Source organism: Sphingomonas sp. S2M10, assembly GCF_012650175.1.
Classification (GTDB): Bacteria; Pseudomonadota; Alphaproteobacteria; order Sphingomonadales; family Sphingomonadaceae; genus Sphingomonas.
In genome coordinates, this window is record NZ_JAAILI010000026.1 from 25,426 (window position 1) to 42,716 (window position 17,291).

General features: G+C 67.9%; 17 protein-coding genes. 9 read left to right on the plus strand and 8 right to left on the minus strand.

The genetic code is table 11. From position 1 onward, the window contains the following. Positions 1–2: 2 nt before the first annotated feature. From S2M10_RS06980 to S2M10_RS06990, 3 genes are read right to left on the minus strand one after another with little or no spacing between them, the layout of a single operon-like run. Entirely contained in the window at positions 3–809 is an 807-nt protein-coding gene (locus S2M10_RS06980; RefSeq protein ID WP_168845473.1) for an ATP-binding cassette domain-containing protein, read from the minus strand. Continuing rightward, the gene (locus S2M10_RS06985) at positions 806–1,621 is read right to left on the minus strand and encodes an ABC transporter permease subunit (protein ID WP_168845474.1); all 816 of its coding nucleotides are present in this window, start codon (positions 1,619–1,621) and stop codon (positions 806–808) included. The genes S2M10_RS06980 and S2M10_RS06985 overlap by 4 nt, the downstream gene beginning before the upstream one ends. A 13-nt stretch (positions 1,622–1,634) precedes the next feature. Continuing rightward, positions 1,635–2,714, minus strand: a complete 1,080-nt coding sequence (locus tag S2M10_RS06990) for a putative urea ABC transporter substrate-binding protein (RefSeq protein ID WP_168845475.1) — start codon at positions 2,712–2,714, stop codon at positions 1,635–1,637. A gap of 463 nt (positions 2,715–3,177) precedes the next feature. Here S2M10_RS06990 and S2M10_RS06995 point away from each other — a divergent pair, with 463 nt between their 5' ends. The 9 genes from S2M10_RS06995 to S2M10_RS07035 all read left to right on the plus strand — a co-directional run bounded on the left by S2M10_RS06995 (position 3,178) and on the right by S2M10_RS07035 (position 13,197). Next, positions 3,178–4,740 (plus strand): ATP-binding protein, encoded by a 1,563-nt coding sequence (locus tag S2M10_RS06995; RefSeq protein WP_168845476.1) that lies wholly within the window; start codon positions 3,178–3,180, stop codon positions 4,738–4,740. After that, complete coding sequence (locus S2M10_RS07000; protein WP_168845477.1) at positions 4,730–5,647, plus strand: DNA-binding response regulator; 918 nt, start codon at positions 4,730–4,732, stop codon at positions 5,645–5,647. Before S2M10_RS06995 ends, S2M10_RS07000 begins: the two co-directional genes overlap by 11 nt. Then, positions 5,644–7,191 carry a sulfotransferase gene (locus S2M10_RS07005; protein WP_168845478.1) on the plus strand — a complete coding sequence of 516 codons (1,548 nt, stop codon included), beginning with the start codon at positions 5,644–5,646 and terminating at the stop codon, positions 7,189–7,191. Before S2M10_RS07000 ends, S2M10_RS07005 begins: the two co-directional genes overlap by 4 nt. A gap of 61 nt (positions 7,192–7,252) precedes the next feature. Next, the gene (locus tag S2M10_RS07010) at positions 7,253–7,627 is read left to right on the plus strand and encodes a hypothetical protein (protein WP_168845479.1); all 375 of its coding nucleotides are present in this window, start codon (positions 7,253–7,255) and stop codon (positions 7,625–7,627) included. A 207-nt stretch (positions 7,628–7,834) separates the two neighbouring features. After that, positions 7,835–8,167, plus strand: a complete 333-nt coding sequence (locus S2M10_RS07015) for a UrcA family protein (protein WP_168845480.1) — start codon at positions 7,835–7,837, stop codon at positions 8,165–8,167. Positions 8,168–8,341: 174 nt separating this feature from the next. Next, complete coding sequence (locus tag S2M10_RS07020) at positions 8,342–9,226, plus strand: sterol desaturase family protein (protein WP_168845481.1); 885 nt, start codon at positions 8,342–8,344, stop codon at positions 9,224–9,226. A gap of 18 nt (positions 9,227–9,244) precedes the next feature. Continuing rightward, complete coding sequence (locus S2M10_RS07025) at positions 9,245–10,162, plus strand: YncE family protein (protein ID WP_247650684.1); 918 nt, start codon at positions 9,245–9,247, stop codon at positions 10,160–10,162. 194 nt (positions 10,163–10,356) lie between these two features. Further along, a complete protein-coding gene (locus S2M10_RS07030; RefSeq protein ID WP_168845483.1) occupies positions 10,357–12,789 on the plus strand; it encodes a TonB-dependent receptor in 2,433 nt (810 codons plus the stop codon). 87 nt (positions 12,790–12,876) lie between these two features. Further along, positions 12,877–13,197 (plus strand): 2Fe-2S iron-sulfur cluster-binding protein, encoded by a 321-nt coding sequence (locus tag S2M10_RS07035; protein ID WP_168845484.1) that lies wholly within the window; start codon positions 12,877–12,879, stop codon positions 13,195–13,197. A gap of 14 nt (positions 13,198–13,211) precedes the next feature. On the opposite strand, the gene S2M10_RS07040 is transcribed toward S2M10_RS07035, so the two are convergent. From S2M10_RS07040 to S2M10_RS07060, 5 genes are all read right to left on the minus strand, one after another. After that, positions 13,212–14,063, minus strand: coding sequence for a sigma-70 family RNA polymerase sigma factor (locus S2M10_RS07040; RefSeq protein WP_168845485.1), 852 nt, complete (start codon positions 14,061–14,063; stop codon positions 13,212–13,214). Next, complete coding sequence (locus tag S2M10_RS07045) at positions 14,060–14,515, minus strand: carboxymuconolactone decarboxylase family protein (protein WP_168845486.1); 456 nt, start codon at positions 14,513–14,515, stop codon at positions 14,060–14,062. The genes S2M10_RS07040 and S2M10_RS07045 overlap by 4 nt, the downstream gene beginning before the upstream one ends. A 96-nt stretch (positions 14,516–14,611) precedes the next feature. After that, positions 14,612–15,769 (minus strand): patatin-like phospholipase family protein, encoded by a 1,158-nt coding sequence (locus S2M10_RS07050; protein WP_168845487.1) that lies wholly within the window; start codon positions 15,767–15,769, stop codon positions 14,612–14,614. Between the two features lie 42 nt (positions 15,770–15,811). Next, complete coding sequence (locus S2M10_RS07055) at positions 15,812–16,492, minus strand: N-acetylmuramoyl-L-alanine amidase (protein ID WP_168845488.1); 681 nt, start codon at positions 16,490–16,492, stop codon at positions 15,812–15,814. Between the two features lie 3 nt (positions 16,493–16,495). Beyond that, a complete protein-coding gene (locus tag S2M10_RS07060; protein ID WP_168845489.1) occupies positions 16,496–17,278 on the minus strand; it encodes a hypothetical protein in 783 nt (260 codons plus the stop codon). Between the last annotated feature and the right edge of the window lie 13 nt (positions 17,279–17,291).

Here is a 17,291-nt window from a genome sequence, read left to right on the forward strand (position 1 = left end):
CTTCACAGTGATTCCTCTTTCCCGGTTATTACTGATTCTGTCAATCGTAATACTTCCTGCTGCGCCTCGACGATCGCCTCGCGCCGCTTGCGGGTGAGGTGGAGGTCGTAGACGGCGGTCGCGCCGAAGCGGTGCGGGGCGTGCGGATCGATGCGGCGCTTGTCGAAGGTGAGCACGCGCGTGCCGAGGTTGAACGCCTCGGAAATGTCGTGGGTGACCATCAGCACGGTGAGTGCGTGCTCTTCCCACAGCTTGAGGATCAGCCGGTGCATGTCCTGGCGGATGCCGGGATCGAGCGCGCCGAACGGCTCGTCGAGCAGCAGCACGCGCGGGCGGGCGATCAGCGCCTGGGCGATGGCGAGCCGCTGCTGCATGCCGCCGGAAAGCTGGGCGGGATAGAGGTCGAGCGCGTCGCCCAGCCCTACCTCGGCGAGCATCGCGGCGGCCTCGTCGCGGGCGCGGCGGCGGGCGGCGCCGAACAGCCGGGCGGTCAGCGGGGCGCCGACGCATTCGCGCTCGAACATCACGTTCCTGAGCGCAGTCAGGTGCGGGAACACCGAATAGCGCTGGAACACCACGCCGCGATCCGGCCCGCATTCGCCGGGGAGCGGCGTGCCGTCGAGCAGGATCTTGCCCCGCGTCGGGCGTTCCTGGCCGAGGGCGAGCCGCAGGAAGCTGCTCTTGCCCGCCCCGGAGGGGCCGACGATCGAGACGAAGCTGCGCTCGGCAATGTCGAGCTCGACGCGTTCGAGCACGACCTTGTCGCCATATTCGAGCCAGACATTCTGGAAGGAAAGGAGCGCGCTCATCGGCCGGCTCCATGCGCCCAGGCAAAGGCGCGCTTGCTCAGCTGGGCCAGCGCCACGTCCATCAGGATGGCGAGGATCGAGATCCAGGCGACATAGGGGATGATGATGTCCATCGAGAGATAGCGGCGGACGAGGAAGATCCGGTAGCCGAGCCCGATGTCCGACGCGATCGCCTCGGCCGAGATCAGATAGACCCAGGCGGGCCCGAGCGAGAGGCGGATGCCGGCGATCAGCCGGGGCAGCGCCTGGGGCAGGGCGACGCGGAGCGCGAGCTGCCAGCTGCTGGCGCCGAGCGTCTGTGCCTTGATCAGCTGCTCTTGGGGAATCGCGGTAATGTGGTCGGCAAGGTCGCGGATCAGGAAGGGGGTGACGCCGATCACGATCAGCGCGACCTTGGCAGTGTCGCCTAGCCCGAAGACGATGAACAGGACCGGCAGCAGCGCGATCGGCGGGATTACCGCGATGGTGGTGACGAAGGCGCCGAAGGTGGCGCGGGCGGCGGGCAGCACGCCCAGCACCATGCCGACCAGCAGCGCCGAAAGCGCGCAGATGCCGAGCGCGAGGCCCAGCCGTTCGAGGCTCGCCAGCGTGTCCGCCCAGAACAGCAGCTTGCCGCTGAGCGGATCGGCCTGGGCGAGCAGGCCGTGCATCGCCTCGACCATCGCGCCCGGCGTGGGCAGCAGCTTGTCCGAGGGGTTCTCGGCGTGCCGTGCCGCCGAGGCGACGAGATAGACCAGCGCCGCGAGCAGCAGCGGCAGGCTCCCCAGCAGCCAGCCGGTGCGGCGGCGGGGTCGGATGTTCACCCAGCGCATGTGCGGTCCGGCCTCAGAGCTTGCCGGCCGCGGCCAGCTCCATATAGGTCGGGTCGAAGCGCAGCTTGACGTTGTTGGCGTCGCCGATCGTCTTGCCCGGCACCGAAATGCCGATCGCGTCCGCCGACTTGGCGCCCTGGCCGAACAGCCCCTTGGAGAAGCTGAAGTCGCGGACCTTCACCATGGTTGCGCCGATCGCCGGCGACTTCACGGCGGCAACCGCGTCCTGTGGGGTGCCGTAGAGATGCGTGGTGGCGAGCTGCGCGTCGAACGCCTGCGGCGTGGCCCCGGCGAGCTTGGCCATCGCCGCACGGGCGGCGGCGCCGGCGGCGTCCTTCTTCTGCATCAGCTGGATCGTCTCGTACCAGATGCCCGCCAGCGCCTTGCCGAGATTGGGGTTCGCCTTGAGCGTCGCGGTATCGACGGCGAGCAGGTCCAGGATTTCGGCGGGGACCTGGCTCGAATCGAACACCTTGGTGGCGCCGGGCAGCTTGGCGACTTCGGTCAGCTGCGGGTTCCAGGTGACGACGGCCGTGGCGGCGGGATTGGCGAAGGCGCCGACGATGTCCGCGTCCGAGGTGTTGACCGTCTTCACGTCCGAGAGCTGAAGGCCAACGGTGGAGAGCCCGCGCGCGAGCAGATAGTGCGAGACCGACAGCTCGACGAGATAGACGGTGCGGCCCTTGATGTCGGCGAGGCTCTTGGCGTTCTTGAGGACGATGCCGTCATTGCCGTTGGAATAATCGCCCAGGATGATCGCGCTGGTATCCTTGCCGCCGGCGGCGGGGATGGTGAGCGCGTCCATGTTGGTGACGGTGACGCCGTCGAGCTTGCCGGCGTTGAACTGGTTCACCGACTCGACGTAATCATTGACCTGGGTGAAGTGGATCTTGAGCCCGTACTTGTCGGCCCATTTCTTCACGATGCCGGCCTGTTCGGCATAGGGCCAGGGCATCCAGCCCGCATAGATCGACCAGCCGATGTTGAACTCGGTCCGCGCCTTGGGTGGAGTGCCGCTGCCGCCGCACGACGCCGTCGCCAGCATCGCCATTGCCGCGACCACGACCCGCGCCTTGGAACCCCATTTTATCATGATCGACCCCCATCTTCGCAGCGCGAGAAAGCGCGAATTTCAGCCGCCGGACGGTCGCATCCGATATTACGTTTGCTCAATCCAGTAATACGACTTATAGGCATGTCATATGGCATGTGTCACCCCAAATCGTGATGCTGCAATGCGTCATTCAGGCACTGGCGAGCCTCGGTTTCGGGGTGGGTCGGCGCGCCTTCCGCTCCTCCTCGGAACCTCCCGGCAATCGCACTTGCGCTTAACCTCTCCCCCCTTGCGGGGGAGGGAGGGGCCCATCGCGCAGCGATGGGAGCGCGGTTGCTGCGCAACCGCTCACCCTCTCCAAGCTTCGCTAGGCAGCAAGCTGCCAAGCTACGCTATCCTCCCCCGTCAAGGGGGAGGAGCAGCGACTTCGGGTGAGCGGTCCCCCTCCCTGTACCGGGGAGGAATGCAGGTGCAGCCTGCTCCCGGTCGAGGGCGCTAATCCATGGCGATGGCGCGCATCCTCGGAACGATCGGCCTGGGGCTGGCGCTGGCCGTTGCCGCGACCTTTATCCGGCTGTTCCTGAAGGCGCGCGCCGGTCACCGCGCCGCGGAAGCCGCGAATCACGCGCAGACCGAGCGGCTTCATGCGGAGATCGCGGCGCACAAGGAAACCGAAGCCGCGCTCGGCAGGGCGAAGGAAACCGCGGAGGCCGCCAACGCCGCCAAGACGCGCTATCTCGTCGCGGTCAGCCACGAGATCCGCTCGCCGCTCAACGCCATCTATGGCTATGCCCAGTTGCTCGAACGCGGCGATTCGATCCCGCCGCGCGAGGCGGGCGGGGTGATCCGCCGCTCGGCCGAGCATCTCACCAACCTCGTCGAAGGCCTGCTCGACATCTCGCGCGTCGAAAGCGGCGTGCTCCAGGTGCGGCAGGAACTGGTGCGGCTGCCCGCGCTGCTCGACCAGGTGGTGGAGATGTTCCGCGTTCAGGCATCGGCCAAGGGGCTGTCGCTCGACTATGTCGTGGAAGGACGGCTGCCCGCCTATGTCCGCACCGACGAGAAACGGCTGCGCCAGATCCTGATCAACCTGCTGTCCAACGCGATCAAATATACCGACAAGGGCGGCGCGACGCTCACGGTGCGGTATCGCAGCCAGAGCGCCGCGATCGAGGTGCGGGACACCGGCCCGGGCATCCCGCCCGAGGATCTGGAACGCATCTTCGAGCCGTTCGAGCGAGGCCGCGAGCCCGATGCAGTGATGCAGCCGGGCATCGGGCTCGGCCTCGCCATCACCCGCGTGCTGGCGCGCATCCTGGGCGGCGAAGTCACGGTGACGAGCGAGCTGGGCAAGGGCAGCAGCTTCCTGCTCCGCCTGCTGCTCCCCGAACCGATCGAGGCGCCCGCGGGCGCGGCGGCCTATCGCCGCGTCACCGGCTATGAGGGGCCGCGGCGGACGATCCTGGTGATCGACGACAGCCCGGCGCAGACCACCGTGGTCCACCATTTGCTGCGCCCGCTCGGCTTCTCGGTGTTCGAGGCGAGCGGCGGTGCGCCGGGCCTCGCGCTTGCCGACCATTGTTCGCCCGATCTCGTGCTGCTCGACATCCAGATGCCCGGCACCAGCGGCTGGGATGTGGCCGAACAGCTGCGGGCGCGTTTCGGCCCGGACCTGCGGATCGTGATGGTCTCGGCCAACGCGCATGAATTCCATGCCGGCCGCGACGGAAGGCGCGCGCACGATGCCTTCCTCACCAAGCCGGTCGATCTCGATGCGCTGCTCGACATGATCGCGCGCCAGCTGGGGCTCGGCTGGATCGTCGAGGAGGCGGGCGCCGCGCCGGCACCGCCCAGGCCACCCCTGGCACTGCCGGTTGCAGCGACACCCTATCTCGACGATCTCCGCCGCTTTATGAAGCTTGGGCATGTCCGCGGAATCGAAACCACGCTGGTGAACCTGGAGAGGGACGTCCCCGAAAGCGTCGATCTCGTCGCGCGGCTGCGGCCGCAGCTGGAGGCGTTCGATCTGCGCGGGCTGGCAAGGACGCTCGACGATGTCCGCTAGCGATCCCGGCGCCACCATCCTGGTGGTGGACGACACCCCCGAATCGCTCCGCTTTCTCACCGCGACGCTGGAGCAGGCCGGGATGACCGTGCTGATCGCGGTCGACGGGCTCGCCGCGCTGGAGCTGCTGGAGCATGGCAGGCCGGACCTGATCCTGATGGACGCGGTGATGCCGGGGCTCGACGGGTTCAGCACCACCCGGCGGATCAAGCAGGACGGCCGCTTCCGCCACGTGCCGGTGATCTTCATGACGGGGCTGACCGAGAGCGAGCATGTCGTGCGCGGGCTCGATGCCGGTGCGGTCGATTATGTCCACAAGCCGATCGTGGTGGACGAGCTGCTGGCGCGGGTGACGGTGCATCTGGCCAATGCGCGGATCACGCAGAGCAGCCAGCTCGCGCTGGATACCGCCGGGCGGCCCTCCTTCGCGGTGGACGGGGGCGGGCAGACCAGCTGGCTGACCCCGCTCGCCGCCGACACGATCGCGCGGCTGTTCCCCGCCTGGTCGCCGCGCGCGCTGGATCTGCCCGACGAACTCGCGGCGATCGTGCGGCGGCTGCAGGATCCGGCGGTGCCGCCGGGCGCGCAGGCGAGCCTGCAGATCGGTGACAGCGCACTCCAGTGCAGCTTCCTGCGCCAGACCAGCGCGCGCGAATGGCTGTTCCGCCTGACCGAAAAGCGCGAGGGCGATGCCGAACGCGTCCTCGCCGATCGGCACGGCCTCACCTCGCGCGAGGCGGAGGTGCTGGTGTGGCTCAGCCGGGGCAAGCAGAATCGCGAGATCAGCGAGATACTGGAGATCAGCCCGCGCACCGTGAACAAGCATCTCGAGCAGATCTTCCAGAAGATGGGCGTCGAGAACCGCGCCTCGGCGACGGCGATCGCCGTGGCGACGCTGGCGGGATGAGCGCGGCGGCGGCGGCGCGGGCGGCGCTGGAGCGGGGGGACTTCGAGAGGGCGGCGCGGCTGGCCTCGGCGACGCTGCCCTCCGCCGAGGGTATGTTCCTGCTGGGCGTGATCGCGGCGGAGCAGGGGCGGATCGGCGAGGCGATCCGGCAGATCGAGGCGGCGGTGGCGGAAGCGCCGCGCGGCGAATATCGCGCGCAGCTCGCCCGGCTCTACACGCTGGTGCGGCGCGACGGCGATGCGGCCGCGCAACTCGTCGCCGCGGAGGCGGACCCGCCTGCCGATGCGCTGTCCCGCGACACGATCGGCTGCGTCTATGCCCGGCTCGGCGATCATGAAGCCGCGCTGCCGCATTTCACCGAGGCGGTGGCGCTGGCGCCGGAGAACGACCAGTTCCTCTACAACCAGGCGGCGACGCTGAGCTTTCTGGGCCGCGCCAACGATGCCGAGGCGGTGCTGGAGACGCTGCTGGCGCGCAGCCCCGACGATGCCCGCGCCCACCATCTGCTCGCCGGGCTGCGCAAGCAGGCGCCGGAGCGCAACCATGTCGCCCGGCTGGAGGCGGCGAAGCAGCGTGCGCGGGGGGCGGACCGGCTGCTGACGGGCTATGCGCTGGCCAAGGAGCTGGAGGATATCGGCCATGGCGACGCGGCGCTGGCCTGCCTGCTGGAAGTGAATGCCGAGCATCGCGCGGCGCTGGGATATGATCCGGCGCGGGACGCGGGAATCGTCGATGCGGTGGCGGGGAGCTGGCCGGCCTTCGCCGCCGCGCCGGTTACCGACGCGCCCGCCGAGGCGCCGATCCTGATCCTCGGCATGCCGCGCACCGGCACCACGTTGGTCGACCGCATCCTCGCCGCGCATCCCGCGGTGGAGAGCGTCGGCGAGCTTCAGGCATTGCCGCTGGCGGTGAAGGCCGCCTCCGGCACGCGCAGCCGCACGGTGCTCGATCCCGAGACGCTGCATGCCGCATCGGGCACCGATCTCGGTGCGATCGGCCGCGACTATCTCGCGCGCGCCGCGCACCACCGGCGGCTGCCCGAGCGGCGCTTTGTCGACAAGTTCCCCGGCAATTTCCATTATGCCGGCATCGCCGCGCGCGCACTGCCGAACGCCGCGATCGTATGCCTGCGCCGCAACCCGATGGACACGGTGCTCGCCAATTTCCGCAACCTGTTCGCGATCGGCTCGCGCTATTATGACTATAGCTACGACCTGCTCGACATTGCCGCCTATGTGGCCGGCTTCGAGCGGCTGATGGCCCTGTGGCGCGCGGAGCTGCCCGGGCGTATCCTGGAGCTGCGCTACGAAGATGTCGTCGCCGACCAGGAAGGCGCGACCCGTCGCCTGCTCGCGCATTGCGGGCTCGACTGGTCCGAGCGCTGCCTGGATTTCCACGCGCAGGGCGGGGCGGTCTCCACCCCCAGCGCGGCGCAGGTACGCCGCCCGATCTACCGCGACTCGGTGGCGCGCTGGCGACGGCACGAAGCGGTGCTGGCGCCGGTCGCCGCCTATTTCGCCGAGCGCGGCATCGCGATCGACTGACGAAAAGCGTACGTCAAACGCCCCATGGTGCGGCGCGGCGGCTCGGTTCAGCCTGTCGATCATGGGAATTGCACTCCGCCTTGCCTTCGGGATCGCCGCGATGACGGCGCCGGCCGCGCAGGCTGGAACGCCGCCCAGCGCCAAGCTGGTGCGGTGCGGTGCCGATGAATGCCTGCTCGTCCGGGGCGCGCGCAGCTCCGCCGACGCGACCGTCCTGATCAACGATCGCGTCGTGCCGACCCGCGGCGAACGCGGCTGGAAGACGAGAATTCCGCTCGCAAGCGTAAGGCGTTTGGCGACGCCGTTCGCGCGCACGCTGTCGGTCACGGTGGTCGATTCCGCCGGGCGGGTGGAGCAGCGCGAAGCGGTGCGGCTGCCGGTCGGGCTGCTTGGACACAACACGGAACTCGCCGCGCTGGTGGTACGGGCGCGCTGATCGGTAATAATAGGGGAGTCCTGCTGACACGTATTATTTTGAAGGTGGCTGCGTAATACCGAATGCTGCGTTGCAAAGCTTCGGCTACCCTTGCGGTGCTGAAGTTATTTGCGGCTGTTGGCGCTTCTTTATTGCAATTCTTGGGTCCTGTGACTAGGTGCGCCTCGACCGCCCGGCTGAGGCGGACGTTGGTTGCAGGAGATTGCCATGAAGATGCTCGTCGCGGCCGCCGCCGCCCTCTCGATCAGCACCGCCGCTGTTGCCGGCACCACCGACACCGGCTTCGGCAAGCCGAGCGCGACGCTGACCCTCGCCGGGCTCGACCTCGCCACCGCCGACGGCCAGCAGCGCCTCGCCACCCGCGTCGACCAGGCCGCGCGCGCCGTGTGCGGCGAGAATCTCGCCACGATCCATCCGGAGCTTGAAGCCCGTGCCCGCCTGTGCCGCGCCGATGTCGCCGAGCAGGTCCGCAGCCAGATCGAGGCGCGTGTCGCCCAGGCGAGCAACAGCCGTGGCGTGCAGGTCGCGTCGCTGCGCTGAGCCCGCACCTCGGACCGGCGTTTCTGGCCGCGCGTGTCCCGAACGGATGCGCGCGGCCGCGTGTTTTCGGGGCCGCTACGTCATTCGGCCACCTGCGCGTGCATCGTTTGCATGGCTAGGCTTCAGATCGGCGCGGGGCGGCATCGCCTCGCTCGCGATCGGGACGAAAAGCGCATGACCAAAGGGCTCGTGAACCTGATTCCGCCGGCGACCGTGGTGGCGGTCGTCTGCTTTTGGGCCTTCGCGCCCGCCGCCATCCTCGCCAGCCCCTGGACGATCGTGATCGTCTCGGCGCTGATCACGCTGTATATCCAGGGCCTGGAGTTCGTGTTCGAACGGCATGCCGGCTGGCGGATGAACTGGCGCGAGTTCTGGACCGACCTGTTCTACGTCGTGCTCAGTTCCACGGCGATCTCCTGGGCGTCGCGCACGCTGGCCGATACGCCGCTGCTCGCGCTCAAACAGTCGCTGGGGATCGCGACGCCGTGGCTGATGCACTGGCCGTTCCTGGCGCAGGTGGCGCTGGTGATCTTCCTGATCGAGTTCGGCCAGTACTGGATGCACCGGCTGATGCACAATTCGGCGCCCTTCTGGCTGACCCATGCGCCGCACCACCACATCACCCAGCTCAATGCGGCCAAGGGCTATGTCGGCAATCCGATCGAGCTGTTCCTGATCAGCCTCAGCGTCGTCGCGCTGCTCGACCTGCCGCTGACCGCGATCTTCTGCGCGGTGAGCGTGCTGGGCGTCGTCTCCGGCTTCGCGCACGCCAATGTCCGCGCGGATCCGCCGATCTGGTACAGCTTCGTGTTCACCACGATCCGGCACCACAGCCTGCACCATTCGGTGCTGTACGAGGACACGCGCTGCAATTACGGCAACTCGCTGATCCTGCTCGACCGGATCTTCGGCACCTACAAGGAAGGCGAGGCCTCGGTGGTCGGTCAGGACGAGCGGCGGCGGCTGTCGATCCGCGAGCAATGGTTGTACCCTTTCCAGCCGATCCTCGCCAGGGTGAAGCAGCGCCCGAGCGCCACCACCGACGTGGCGGCGGGCTGAGCGATGGTCTGGATGCCGATGCTCGCCATGCTGATCGCCGCCGCGCCCGTGGATGCCGATCCGCAGCCGCGCGAGGAGCAGGTGCTCACCGTGCCCGGCTTCGCCGATTTCCTCGCGGTGGACGGCGACAGCGTCTGGGCGACCAACAAGGGCCGCGTCGAGCGCTGGTCGCGCGGCGGCAAGCGCGACGAAGTGGCGATGACACATCCGTGCGGCGCGATGGCGATCGCGGCAGGATCGCTATGGGTCGCCGATTGCAAGGACGGCACGCTCAACCGCATCGATCTCAAGACCGCCAGGCTGCTGGCGGCGATTCCCACCGGCATCGCCAATCCCAAGGGCGAGCTGAACGTCGTCGCCGGCGCGGGATCGATCTGGGTGGCGAGCGACGATGCGGGCAAGATCGCCCGTATCGATCCAGGCGACAATCGCGTGGTTGCCTCGGTCGCGGTGGACCCCGGGACCCATTATCTCGCCTTCGGCTTCGACGCGCTCTGGGCGGTCAGCAGCGGCCAGCAGTCGCTCCAGCGCATCGACCCGGCGACCAACCAGGTGTCCGGGCGCGTGAAACTCGGCAAACAGCCGGGCTTCCTCGCGGCCGGCGAGGGCGCGGTGTGGGTGCAGGAACAAGGCGACGGTACCCTCGCGCGGATCGATCCCGCGGCGATGACGGTGTCCGGCCGGGTCAAGGTCGGCGCGGACCTGCTCTATGGCGATATCGATACCGGCGGCGGCATGGTGTGGCTGCGCACCACCGCGGACCAGACCTTCGTGACAATCGATCCCAAGTCGCTCGCGATCCTCGGCCGATTGGGCAAGCCGAGCGGCAGCGGCGCGCTGCGCTTCGCCGGCACGGGCGTGTGGACCAGCGCGCACGATGTCCACACCCTGTCCTGGTGGAGCCTGGCGCCGACGACGGTCGCCACCGCGCGCTAATGCGCTTCGCTTGATCGGAAGACGCCGCGCACCTTTCAGGGTGCGCGGCGTTTCGCGTCTGTCCCCGCCCGGGATTGCTGCGATGCGGTACGTCAAACGCCCCATGGCGGTGCATCGGATTTCCCCAAAGTCTGCGGTCACAAGCCAGCCGCACAGCGTGGCGGCCAGGGACCAGACCAGAAAAGGGGGCTAGGGTGGCACGATCGATTTCCCGCGCGGCGCTGTTGGGTGCAACCGTTCTCGCAAGCTTCGGCGCGACCCGCGCGGCGGCGCAGACCGAAGGGGCCGGCGCCCCGGCGGTGCAGCAGACGGAGGACCAGGGCGGCAACGAGATCGTCGTCACCGGCAGCCGCCGCAGCGTCACCCTGCAGGATGCACCGATCAACATCAGCGCGGTTTCCGAAGAAACGCTCGCCCGCCAGCGCATCGACGATGTGCGCGGGCTCGCCGCCTTCACGCCCGGCCTCACCATTGTCGATACCGGCCCCGCGAGCACCGGCAACATCATCCTGCGCGGCATCGAGTCGGGGGATACCAGCGTCAACGGCGCGAACGGGAACGATGCGGTCGGCGTCTATCTGGGCGAGGTGCCGCTCTATCTCGACTTCAAGCTGATCGACATCGCGCGCGTCGAGACCTTGCTCGGGCCGCAGGGCACGCTTTACGGCCTCGGCACGCTGGCGGGCGCGGTGCGCTACATGCCCAACCGGCCCAACACCAGCCGCTTCTCGGTGGACCTGCACGGCCGCGGCTATGCCCAGTCACACAGCAGCGACTTCGGGCGGATCGGCGACGTGACGGTCAACCTGCCGATCCTCACCGATCATATCGCGTTGCGATCGGTGGTCGGCTATTACGATAATCCCGGTTTCATCGATTACAACTACATGCTCCAGCGGCCCGGCATCTCGGATGCCCAGCCGGTACGCGGCGCCACGGCGGCGCAGGGCTCGCTCGGCACGCAGGCGGACTATGCGGCGAATTTCAAGCGGCAGGACGACGTCAATTTCGAGCATACGTTCACCACGCGCAACACGCTGCTGCTCGAATATAATCCGAACGTGAAGGCGTTCCTCACCTATGCGCATCAGGACACCAAGACCAATGGCCGCCAGGCCAATGGCGCGGGCGTGCTGGGCACCGGCAGATATGAGGGGCCGTGGCGCTATCTCGAGCCGTTCCACCGCAAGGCGGATCTGTATTCGGCGGAATTCAACATCAACCTGTTCAACGTCGCGCAGCTGGTCAGCACGACGGCGTATACCGAGCAGCGGATCGTCAACACCGACGACAATACCGATCTGCTGCTGGATCTGGACTATGGATATGAGGCGTTCCCGGCCTTCTCGTCCTTCGCCAACAATCATCGCAGCTACAAACAGTTCAACCAGGAGGTGCGGCTGGTCTCCTCGCACGGCGGGCCGGTCAACTGGGTGATCGGCGGCTTCTACAACCGCCTGAAATATGCCAGCGACCGCCAGGAATACACGCCCGGCTTCGCGGCGTTCGCGGGCGTGAACCGGCCCGACGACCTCGAATATATCTCGTTCGTCAACACCAAGACCGTGGAGAAGGCGGTCTATGGCGAGGCGACGCTGCACGCCACCTCGGCCTGGCAGGTCACCGGCGGCCTGCGCTATTTCAAGTATGACGCGACCGCGACCGGCGGCACCGACACCCCGCTGTTCGGCGGCGGCCTTACCCGCACGCCCTATCCGCTGATCCAGTTCGCGCCGAGCCGGGTCCGCTCCGGCAGCACCGGCGACGACGGCGTCGTGTGGAAGGCAAATACCTCGTACAAGTTCAGCCCGGATCTGCTCGTCTACGGGACCTACAGCACCGGCTACCGGATCGGCGGCGTCAACCGCGTCGCGCCCTGCGTGGTGCCGCTGCCGCCCGGGCAGAATGTCTGCGCGCTGCCCAACGAACTGGTCTACGGGCCGGACAAGACGCGCAACATGGAAGTCGGCGTCCGCGCCTCGCTGTTCGACAAGCGGCTGCAGTTCACCGTCGACGCCTATCGGGTCACGTGGAGCGGCGTGCAGGTGCCCAGCCAGACCGTCAACGGCGCGGTCGGCATCACCACAAACGCCGGCGCCGCCGAATCGAAGGGCATCGAATTCTCCGGCACCTTCAAGGTCTTGCCGCGGCTCTCCGTGCAGGGGACCTATTCCTATATCGATGCGCGCCTGACGGAGGATGTCGTCGGCCTCGTCGTCAGCCAGGGGGTTCGCTACGACGCGGCCGATGGCGACCGGCTGCCCGGATCGGCCAGGCATTCGGGCAGCGCGCAGCTGACCTATACCTACCCGCTACCCCATGGCGGCGAGATCGAGGCGAACTGGGCCGCCACCTATACCGGCGACATCTATTCGCGCGTCGGCCTGCGCGGCAACGGCGAGGCGATTCCGGACTATATGACCCACCGTGCCTCGCTGAGCTATCGCGGCGATCGGTTCGAGGTCGGGCTGTTCGCCGACAACATCTTCAACAAATATGCCTATACCTCGGTGAGCAACGATCTCAGCTCGTACAACCAGGCGCGCACGGGGGTGGTCGAGCGCTATTACGCCCGCTCGGTCCTGACCCCGCGGCGCGTCGGCATCGACTTCCGCATTCATTACTGAACCGCGCCGCCGGGCGGCGGTGCATCCTTTCCACCCGCGGGAGGCGCCTCGACGCGCCTCCCGTTCCCCTTCGTTCAAGGTGAAGACATGTTGAAACTTCTGGTGACCCCGCCTGCCGGTGCGCAGACGGCGGTCGAGGCGCAGGACGGGCTGAGCGTCATGGAAATCATCCGCGATGCCGGGTTCGAATCGCTGCCGGCCTTCTGCGGCGGCTGCTGTTCGTGCGCGACCTGCCATGTCTATGTCGATCCGGCCTTCGCAGACCGGCTGCCGCCGATCAGCGAGGACGAGGATGCGCTGCTCGACGGCGCCAGCCAGCGCCGTGCGACCTCGCGGCTGTCCTGCCAGATCGCCTTCGGCCCCGCGCTGGACGGTCTGGGGGTGGAAATCGCACCCGATCTCGGCTGACCACGGGGCCGTCTTCAGTGCAGCACGGCCTCCAGATGGCGTAGCTTGTCCGGGTTTCGCATCACATAGACGGCGCGGATCCTGCCATCGTCGATAAGCAGCGCGGTGGTCTGCAACAGCCCGTCCGGCTCGCGCGTGATGAAGCCGGGCAGGCCGTTGACATAGGCGGTACGGAGCAGCGTGCTGCTGCGCCCGCGCATCAGCCGGGCGATGGCGGCGAAACTGCGGGTGACCTCGCCAAGTCCGCGCATCACCCGCCCGGCGGCTGGACGCTTGCCGCCGCCGTCGGAATGCAGGGTGACATCGGCCGCCAGCATCGCGCCCAGCCGCGCGATGTCGCCCTCGCGCGACGCGGCGAAAAAGGCCTCGGCGATCGCCAGGCCGTGCCCGCGCTCTATCGGGAAGCGCGGGCGTTCGGCACGGACATGCGTGCGGGCGCGGGCGGCAAGCTGGCGGCACGCTGCGGGGGCGCGTCCCAGGCTCTCCGCGATCGTCTCGAAGCTCTCATCGAAGACGTCGTGGAGCAGGAACGCCGCGCGCTCGAGCGGGGAAAGCCGCTCCAACGCCAGCAGCAGCGGCAGCGTCACGTCTTCCGCCATCTCCGGCTCGACCAGCGGATCGGGCAACCAAGGCCCGAAATAGCCCGCTCGCCGCACCCGCGCCGACTTGAGCAGATCCAGGCACAGGCGGGTGACGATGCGGCGCAGAAATGCCTCGGGCATGCGCACCGCCGCGCGGTCCTCGGCGCTCCAGCGCAGCCACGCCTCCTGCACCACATCTTCGGCATCGGCGAGCGAGCCGAGCATGCGGTAGGCGAGGCGGAGCAGCACCGGCCGGAGCGCGTCGAAGGCGGCGGCGTTGCTCATGCCTTCCAGCCGAGCTCCGGCATGAACAGGTCAAAGCCGATGGCGAGGCGATTCCAGCCGTTGATCACAATGATCGCCAGCGTCAGCTGCACCTGTTCTTCCTTGCTGAATTCGGCGGCGAGCGCGTCATAGACCGGCCCGGGCGCGCGCTTTTCCGCAATGCGGGTGAGGTGATCGACCCAGGCGAGTGCGGCACGTTCGCGGGGCGTGTAGCAGGGGGCTTCCTCCCAGGCGGGCAGCAGGGCGATGCGCTGTTCGCTCTCGCCCGCGCGCCGCGCCTCGTAGCTGTGCATGTTGAGGCAGTTGGCGCAGGCGTTGATCTGCGAGGCGCGCAGCTTCACCAGTTCCAGCAGCGAGTCCTCCAGGCCGCTCTGCGCAACCAGGGTGGAGAAATCCAGCCATGCCTTCAGCAGATCCGGGGCGGCGGCATAGGGGTTGGTACGTCCGGTCATGATCGCAGGTCCTTCTGTTCGGGGAACTGCGAGCATGACGAGGCGGCAGCGGGGGATGTGACATGCCGTGGCGAAAAATATCCTCGGCGACGGGCTTCAGAACGGCAAGTGCGCGGCCTTGGGGTTCGGCGGCGGCGCGAGATAGGATCCGAGCGCGCTGTCGCACAGGCTGTAGCCGTGATTGGCGAGCCGTGCGAACGCCTTGAGCCCGAGCGACCAGAGCCGGACGCTTTCGTCCTGCGCGGCCGCCACGTCCGCGGCGCTCGGCAGCTGCACGCTGGGGTGGGAATAGTCGGCGGCGGTGTTGCGCAGCGGCCAATAGCCGACGCGCCGCTGGTTCAGCTTCGCCAGCAGCATCAGCGGGCGCTGGCGGTTGTTCTCCGCCTGGCGGTGGATCATGTTGATCACCCGCAGCAGCAGGCTGAACCAGTCGGTGGGATGATGCGCCTCGTCGAAATGCCCGCCGGCATTGCTGACGAGCAGCGTGCCATAGCGCTTCCAGATCGGCTCCAGCCCCATATTGTCGTAGATGCCGCCATCGGCGAGCAGCGCGCGTTCGAGAAACTGGCCGCCATGCTTGTCCGCGCCCGGCGTGGGGATCCAGCGCTGGCCGCGCAGATCGATCTCGATCGGGCAGAAGAAGGGCGGGAAGGCGGAGGAGGCCGCGACCACGCGCGACAGCGGCAGGGTGGGACGGTCGATCCGCCCCACACGATAATCGGCGGCATAGGGGCGGGCGAAGCGCCAGAGCGAGTTGAGTTCGTAATTGGTCGCCAGGATCACGAAGCGCGGCGCGGTGCCGGGGCTTTCCTCGGGCAGGTCCTGCAGCGTCGCGCCGTGGAACAGATGCCTGTCATAGCCGCCCGCCACGCCGTCCGCAGCCGAGCGGAACGGCAGCAGCAGCCCGAGCAGCCCTTGCGTCACGTCCAAGTTCACTTCGGTAAGAAAGGCGTGCAGCGGCTGCACGATCACCGCATCGAAATTGGTCGCCACGCCGTTCGCATCGAAGGCGAGCTTGTGCCAGTTGCACCCCAGAAACCCGGCGGTGATCGAGCCGCCGGAGACGCTGGTCACCCGCGAGAGGCGGGGCAGCCAGCCCAGCTCGTTCAGCCGGACGAGCGCGCCGACATGATAGGCGGCGGCCTTGTAGCCGCCGCCCGACAGCGCAAGGCCGACCCCGTCCGCATCATAATCGGGTGAATTGAACAGCTGATCGACATCGCCGTCTTCGGTTCCCGCGAACTGGTCTGCCATGGCATGCTCCTGCGTGGTCGGCGTGGTATCAAATGCGGCGGATCACTCCGGCTCGCCCACATCGTCATTGTGGTCGGCGATGATCTCCGGGTGCTCGGGCGCGGCGGCCAGCGGCCGGTCGGCAAGCGCCTTCACTGCCGGGTGATCGGGGTTGCTCAGGCGGCCCTTCGCATCGAACTCGGCGGCGAGGATGTAGGCGGATTCGAGCGCCGAATAGCCGGGATCCCAGTGCGAATTGTTCGGCACCTGCGAATGGCCGTAATGCCCGCCCTGCTTGTCGAAGATCGCCTGGTCGCGGGCATGGCCGCCGGGATCGCGCCCCTTCACGCCCGGCTTGGGCGGACCCGCCGGCCATTTGCGCGGGATGGCATGGGTTTCCTCCAGCCAGCGGCACAGCCGCGCGACATTGGCGAGCGCGCGCGGGTTCTTGTTCGCGCCGGCGAAGCCGACCAGCTCGATCTGCAGCGCGCTGTCCCGATTGGTTTCCGGCGTGCCCGCCGGGTGGCGCAGCGCCCGGGCGGCGGTGCCGGTGTCGATATGCTGGTAGATCTTCACCGCATCGACGGTGAAGTGCGGATCCGCCTTCTTGGTGCGGAAGGCATCGAACGCCGCCTGCGCGCCACTACCCTCGGTGGTGTGGTGGACGATCTTGTAGGGCCCGCCGAGAAACGAACCGGAGGTGCCGCTGATCGGCATCTGTTCGGCAAAGGGGCATTTCGCCATGGATCAGGCCTCCACCGGGCCGAGATCCGCCTCGGCGATCATCGACACGCGATAGGCCTGCACCTTGGCGGCGAGCTGCGCGCGAATGCCGCTCAGCGCATCCTGCGCGATCGAAAGCTGGCCCAGGCTGCGGCGCACCGAGGCGCGGTTCTTGTGGATCTTGAAGAACAGCAGCTGGGTGATGACCTCGTCCGCCACCAGCCCGAACGCCGCCATCTCGGCAAGCAGCCCGTTATCGGCACCATTGCGGACATAGGTGAACTGGAAGCGACCGATCTTCTGCCGGGTGCTGCGCTTGTTGAACAGCGTGATGAAGGGCGCGCTGGTGTTCATCTGGTAGAGCCCGTCGAGCACCGCCAGCACCGCCTGCGCCGCGCCGGCGATGGGGGCGAGAAAGGCGGTGATCACCCCGGTGATCGCGTGGTGGACGTCGAACCCGTCGCCCTTCACGTCGAGTTCCGACGTGTCGCGCTGCTGCACCATCCAGCCCAGCTGGATCAGCCGGCGGAAATAGGCGTCGAAGAACAGCATCGGATCGGCGTCCGCGCCCACTTCCTTCAGCGCGGCAAGCTGCGCGAACAGCGCGCTGTCCGCAATCGCCTGGCGAAACTCGGCATCGACGCCGGTGCCGAACGACACGACGTCGGAACCGATCACCACGGCCTGTTCCTTGTCCGCATCGAAATCCGGCAGGCCGCCGCCGGTCGGGGCATCGGCGGCGAACGCCTCGATCGCAGGCAGCTCGGTCGTCGCGATCACGTCGCGTGCGTCATGAATGGTCGGCATCAGACTACCCCTC

Bases quoted from the DNA above. Each gene is read 5' to 3' on its own strand.
- S2M10_RS06980 (WP_168845473.1), bottom strand. From the start codon at position 809: ATGAGCGCGCTCCTTTCCTTCCAGAATGTCTGGCTCGAATATGGCGAC.
- S2M10_RS06985 (WP_168845474.1), bottom strand. From the start codon at position 1,621: ATGCGCTGGGTGAACATCCGACCCCGCCGCCGCACCGGCTGGCTGCTG.
- S2M10_RS06990 (WP_168845475.1), bottom strand. From the start codon at position 2,714: ATGATAAAATGGGGTTCCAAGGCGCGGGTCGTGGTCGCGGCAATGGCG.
- S2M10_RS06995 (WP_168845476.1), top strand. From the start codon at position 3,178: ATGGCGATGGCGCGCATCCTCGGAACGATCGGCCTGGGGCTGGCGCTG.
- S2M10_RS07000 (WP_168845477.1), top strand. From the start codon at position 4,730: ATGTCCGCTAGCGATCCCGGCGCCACCATCCTGGTGGTGGACGACACC.
- S2M10_RS07005 (WP_168845478.1), top strand. From the start codon at position 5,644: ATGAGCGCGGCGGCGGCGGCGCGGGCGGCGCTGGAGCGGGGGGACTTC.
- S2M10_RS07010 (WP_168845479.1), top strand. From the start codon at position 7,253: ATGGGAATTGCACTCCGCCTTGCCTTCGGGATCGCCGCGATGACGGCG.
- S2M10_RS07015 (WP_168845480.1), top strand. From the start codon at position 7,835: ATGAAGATGCTCGTCGCGGCCGCCGCCGCCCTCTCGATCAGCACCGCC.
- S2M10_RS07020 (WP_168845481.1), top strand. From the start codon at position 8,342: ATGACCAAAGGGCTCGTGAACCTGATTCCGCCGGCGACCGTGGTGGCG.
- S2M10_RS07025 (WP_247650684.1), top strand. From the start codon at position 9,245: ATGCTCGCCATGCTGATCGCCGCCGCGCCCGTGGATGCCGATCCGCAG.
- S2M10_RS07035 (WP_168845484.1), top strand. From the start codon at position 12,877: ATGTTGAAACTTCTGGTGACCCCGCCTGCCGGTGCGCAGACGGCGGTC.
- S2M10_RS07040 (WP_168845485.1), bottom strand. From the start codon at position 14,063: ATGAGCAACGCCGCCGCCTTCGACGCGCTCCGGCCGGTGCTGCTCCGC.
- S2M10_RS07045 (WP_168845486.1), bottom strand. From the start codon at position 14,515: ATGACCGGACGTACCAACCCCTATGCCGCCGCCCCGGATCTGCTGAAG.
- S2M10_RS07050 (WP_168845487.1), bottom strand. From the start codon at position 15,769: ATGGCAGACCAGTTCGCGGGAACCGAAGACGGCGATGTCGATCAGCTG.
- S2M10_RS07055 (WP_168845488.1), bottom strand. From the start codon at position 16,492: ATGGCGAAATGCCCCTTTGCCGAACAGATGCCGATCAGCGGCACCTCC.
- S2M10_RS07060 (WP_168845489.1), bottom strand. From the start codon at position 17,278: ATGCCGACCATTCATGACGCACGCGACGTGATCGCGACGACCGAGCTG.